The organism is Vibrio gazogenes, assembly GCF_023920225.1.
GTDB lineage: Bacteria > Pseudomonadota > Gammaproteobacteria > Enterobacterales > Vibrionaceae > Vibrio > Vibrio gazogenes.
On the sequence record NZ_CP092587.1, the window covers coordinates 2025253 to 2029513 of the forward strand.

A 4261-nucleotide genomic window follows, 5' to 3' on the forward strand; every position below is an offset into this window, starting at 1 on the left:
ATATTTCATCGCTGCTGAATCGCTATATCATCCGTCGGATAAATAAGAGCGTGATTGAGCGGAGGCCATATGACACGTCGATTCATTCTAGGGTGCTGGTTTGTCATTTCAGGTTGCAGCCATACGATCCCCTCATCTTCTGAGCATGACCGGATTGCAGATGCCAGAATTACGCTAAGTATTGCTTACCTTCAACGTCATGAACCTCAAAAAGCGCGGTTCAATCTGATACAGGCTGCCAAAATCGCACCTCATTATATTCGATTACAACTCGCACAAGCCTATTACTATGAAACGGTAGGTGAAACCGATAGAGCCAAACAACAATATGTACTGGCACTGAATGAGCACCCGAACCATCCGGATGTATACAACAACTATGGGACATTTTTGTGTAAACAGGGGGAGATCAAACGGGCCCAACACTATTTCGCTCAAGTTTACTCGAGAGCAAACTATCCTCAGATTGCCGCCAGCTATGAGAATGCCGCACTCTGCTCACTTAAATCCGGAAATGCATCACAAGCAAATCAATATTTTTTACAGGCACTGAATCATGATCCCAAACGATTCCAGTCTCAGTTCTACCTCATCCAGATGGCAATCAAGGCCCGGCAATTTACTGTTGCCAGAACTCGTCTTGCTACGTTTATTCAAGATTTCGGAACAACAAAACAATCGCTGGCATTTCAGCATCAATTAGAGCAGGAGATGAATCGCCATCGCTAATCACGAGGTGTTCTCGGCCAACGCATGGGATGATAGGGTTTCAACTTATGTCGTTGTTTGTAATGGAGGCGTCTGCGTTTTAAAACATATTGTGTGCGGTGAATCCGCAAATATTCTCGGATGATCAGCCGAATGAATAAAATCAGTCCAACCGCAAGCATAATCCCAATCACGATCAGAGCCGGGCGGCATAACCAATCAGGTTTACATGGCGCGTAAAAAAAAACCTGAATATCCATTATTATGCTCCTTTCAGCATAGCGGACTCTACATATTATTCAGGCACAAGTAACGAATTACCTTCGCTTTCTTGGTCGCTTAGGTCGTTTTGAACGTTGGATGACGCGTTCAGATTTCAATCGATGCCTTTCTTTGTAATGCAATCTACGACGTTCCTGAACATATTTGGTTCGATTTTTAATACGGATATATTCACGAATAACGAGGATAATTATCCAAATAACCACACTCGCCACAACAACGTAGAATGTCAACATCAAAGACCGACATAACCAGTAAGGTTGACACGGCAAGTACATATCAGCATTCATTTCAACCTCCCCGATTGCTAGTTCAGTCTGAAACGAGCTGCTTTAAACCTAGCACGATTTCAACGTATGTACATTGTTCTGACTAACATTTTACACTCTCATATTCACTGCATCTTTAGACACATGGTTTTTCACAAACTGAATAAAGGCCTGATTTGCATAAGACAGATAACCATCATTACGCCACGCTAATGCCAAATTCACTGGCACCGGAGGGTCAAAAGGAATCGCACGAACACTCGGTTCCTGATCTGTCACCAACTCCAATAATGCACTGATTGCATATTCACATTTTACAATCCTTAAAATCATCGGTAACAGATTGGTCTCAAATGAAATCTGAGCATGAAAATTATGAGTCAAACAGGCTTGCTCAATAAATTCACGATGGTAATACCCTGATTGAAAGGTAACCAATTCATGTTGTAAAAAAGTATCTAAGCGGATATGGGAGGAATCGGACAATTCATGGTGTTGACTCACAACAGCGACCATCTGAGATGTCAGTAAGGGATCAACACTCAGTCCCTCCGGGATATCTCGGTTTAAAATCACACCGATATCCAACTCTCCGGTCAACAACATATTTCGGATAGATTGACCACCAGCCTCAACCACCGTCATTTTCAGATTCGGATAGTGACTCTTAAAAGCCATGACAATTTCAGGGAAAAAATAAGACCCGGTCATACTCGGCGTTCCCAGACGAACTTCCCCTTTCACCAGACCTTTCAGCTCATTCATCGCCAAATGCGCATCATCAACCTGTTGTAAAATACGTTGCGCGTACTCATACAGTATCTTTCCTTCATCAGTCATACTCACTTTACGCTCATCTCTTTTGAGCAAACGCGTTCCCAACTGCTGCTCAAACTTTTTAATCGAAATGCTTAAAGCTGACTGAGCAATATGCAGCGATCGAGCCGCTGCGGTAAAACTCCCGAATTGGACAATTGCGGTGAAATGTTTCAGCTGACGAATTTCCATAATATATAAATTATATAGCAACAATATTTTTAATATATTTTATTAATTAAGGTACTAATGTTACGTTGGTCACAGGATAAACGACAGGACAAATGAATGATCGAATGCCATACCCCCCAATATCGTCAGGTTTCTTTTGGATTAGCTTTCGGTGCTTTCATTGTCTTTTGTAATTTATATCTTTTTCAGCCTATTCTCCCCCATATGGCCGAGCTCTATCAGTTATCGGAAACGAAAGTAAACTGGCTTTTTGCAGCATCGACCTTAGCGTTAGCTGTTACATTAGTACCTTGGGCAATCTGTTCCGAAGTATTCGGACGCCGAAAAATCATGATGATTGGCTTACTGACTTTTCCTTTACTTGGCCTTGCCCTTTTGATTCATCCGACATGGTGGACTCTTATCACGGCACGGGCACTGACCGGTGTCGCGATTGCTGCTTTTGCCTCCGTTGCTGTCGCTTATATGGTTGAGGAATTTTCACCTCAGGCTTTTCAAGCTGCGATCGGAAGCTATATTGCAGCGAATTCTTTGGGAGGGATCTGCGGACGGATTGCAGGAGGCAACCTCACCGATCTGTTCAGTTGGCAAACCGCTGTCGCGGTGGTCAGTGTCTTGAGTATCGCTGGCACATTATATGTGTATTTCAAGCTCCCGCCTCAGCAACACTTCACCCCCCGGAAAGGACAGCTTTTACAACATCAACGTTCCGTATTAATGCATCTTCGCCAACCTAAGCTATGGCTGGCGATGTTGTTTGGTGGGGCAAATTTTGCTCTGTTTGTAAACTTGTACTCCGTGATGGGATTTCGTTTAGTTGCTGCACCCTATTCGATTCCTGTCGGACTGGCATCACTGATCTTCGTTTGTTATCTGGGAGGAACACTGAGTTCACGTCTTACAGCTCGCTGGCTCAGACATCACAGTACCGTTGCCGGCATGATTGCCGGAACATGCCTGAGTTTATCCGGCATGTGGCTTGCAATGATTGAATCACTGCCAATGCTCGTTATTGGTTTAATTTGTATTAGCTCAGGCGCCTTCTTCAGCCATACATTGGCTTACGCTTGGGTAAGTCAACATGCCAAACAAGCAAAAGCAACAGCGACCGCGCTTTATTTGGTGCATTATTACTTGGGAGGAAGTCTTGGCGGGTTCTTTCTGATTGCATGTTGGCAGCATGGCGGCTGGCATATGGTCGTTGCCGGAGGTACGGTCATTTATCTGCTGCTGTTTATCTTATGCTGGCGCCTGAAAGAGTTTGAAACTTTCCAGACACAACAACATACGAACTCGATCTAAATTTCATGGTATTCTGCCTGCAAATTTTTCCACGCAGTGACTTCATACTATGAACTCCCAATCAGAGCATGCATTGATTCATCAAATGGTCGAACAATGGCTGACGCAAGTTGTCATCGGCCTGAATTTATGTCCTTTTGCAGCCAAACCGTATAAAAAGAAACAGATCAAAATCCATATCAGTCAAGCGCGGCAAGATGAGCAATTACTGGAAGATATCTATCAGCAATTGCTCGAATTAAACACGACTCCACCTGAACAATTGGAAACAACACTGGTTGTTGTACCTCATTTTCTTGCATCATTTGAGGATTACAATCAGTTCATTGACTGGATCGACGCCCTCATCATGCAATATCAATGGGAAGGCATTTATCAAGTTGCGACTTTTCATCCCGATTATTGCTTTGCCGGCAATCATCCTGAAGATGATGACAACCTCACCAACAAATCCCCCTATCCGATTTTTCATCTCATCCGTGAAGAAAGCATCGAGAAGGTTCTGACTCACTACCCCCACCCCGAATTAATCCCTGATCATAATATTCGGCGGATAAAAGACCTCGAACCTGAAGAAAAAAATCGATTATTCAGCTATTTGATGACCAATCATTGCAAGTAATACAGACAAAAAAGCCAGTGCGGAACTCCCACACTGGCTTTAATATTTCCGCAAAAATGCAGCGACGTGA

Annotated in this window: 5 protein-coding genes; 3 read left to right on the forward strand and 2 right to left on the reverse strand. The window is 43.5% G+C overall.

The genetic code is table 11. From position 1 onward, the window contains the following. The first annotated feature begins 69 nt into the window (after positions 1–69). Positions 70–729, forward strand: coding sequence for a type IV pilus biogenesis/stability protein PilW (gene pilW, locus MKS89_RS08990; RefSeq protein WP_072961575.1), 660 nt, complete (start codon positions 70–72; stop codon positions 727–729). Here the strand turns inward: pilW and MKS89_RS08995 are convergent. Both MKS89_RS08995 and MKS89_RS09000 read right to left on the reverse strand, forming a co-directional pair. After that, the gene (locus MKS89_RS08995; RefSeq protein ID WP_072961577.1) at positions 726–968 is read right to left on the reverse strand and encodes a hypothetical protein; all 243 of its coding nucleotides are present in this window, start codon (positions 966–968) and stop codon (positions 726–728) included. The two genes, pilW and MKS89_RS08995, sit on opposite strands and share 4 nt — an antisense overlap. A gap of 402 nt (positions 969–1370) precedes the next feature. Next, complete coding sequence (locus MKS89_RS09000; protein ID WP_072961579.1) at positions 1371–2267, reverse strand: LysR family transcriptional regulator; 897 nt, start codon at positions 2265–2267, stop codon at positions 1371–1373. Positions 2268–2363: 96 nt separating this feature from the next. Here MKS89_RS09000 and MKS89_RS09005 point away from each other — a divergent pair, with 96 nt between their 5' ends. Further along, positions 2364–3569, forward strand: coding sequence for an MFS transporter (locus tag MKS89_RS09005; RefSeq protein WP_072961581.1), 1206 nt, complete (start codon positions 2364–2366; stop codon positions 3567–3569). Between the two features lie 49 nt (positions 3570–3618). Beyond that, positions 3619–4191: a DUF1415 domain-containing protein gene (locus MKS89_RS09010; RefSeq protein WP_072961584.1), complete on the forward strand. Its 573-nt coding sequence runs from the start codon at positions 3619–3621 to the stop codon at positions 4189–4191. The last annotated feature ends 70 nt before the right edge of the window (positions 4192–4261 follow it).